Source organism: Pseudomonas entomophila, from assembly GCF_013523125.1.
In the GTDB taxonomy this organism is placed as follows: domain Bacteria; phylum Pseudomonadota; class Gammaproteobacteria; order Pseudomonadales; family Pseudomonadaceae; genus Aquipseudomonas; species Aquipseudomonas entomophila_B.
The window spans coordinates 1-253 of sequence record NZ_JAAMQJ010000130.1 but is presented as its reverse complement, the minus strand read 5'-3'; the positions used below and the strand labels follow the sequence as shown (position 1 = coordinate 253).

Here is a 253-nt window from a genome sequence, read left to right as displayed (position 1 = left end):
CTCGCAGCGAGGCGCCTTGCATACGCATGATCATTAGCGTTACGCGCTCTTCGATGGTCAAGTGGGTGTAGTGAGTAGTCATGCAGCACCTTACCTCGGGTGTTGCACTTGGTCACTGAGACCGCCCTTCGTAATCTTCGACCGATGTCGCCGTTGGTAGACGTTCGAGTGCGTGGCGCAGCCACGCATAAGGCTCTTGGCCATTGGCTTTGGCAGTCTCAACCAAGCTGTAAAGTTGAGCACTGGCTGTTGC

At 55.7% G+C, this 253-nt stretch carries 1 protein-coding gene; it reads right to left on the bottom strand.

All coding sequences use genetic code 11. The features are described from left to right. Nucleotides 1-112: 112 nt before the first annotated feature. Nucleotides 113-253 (bottom strand): transposase domain-containing protein (locus G7007_RS21955; protein WP_181105205.1); only part of this gene is annotated, 141 nt, incomplete at its 5' end.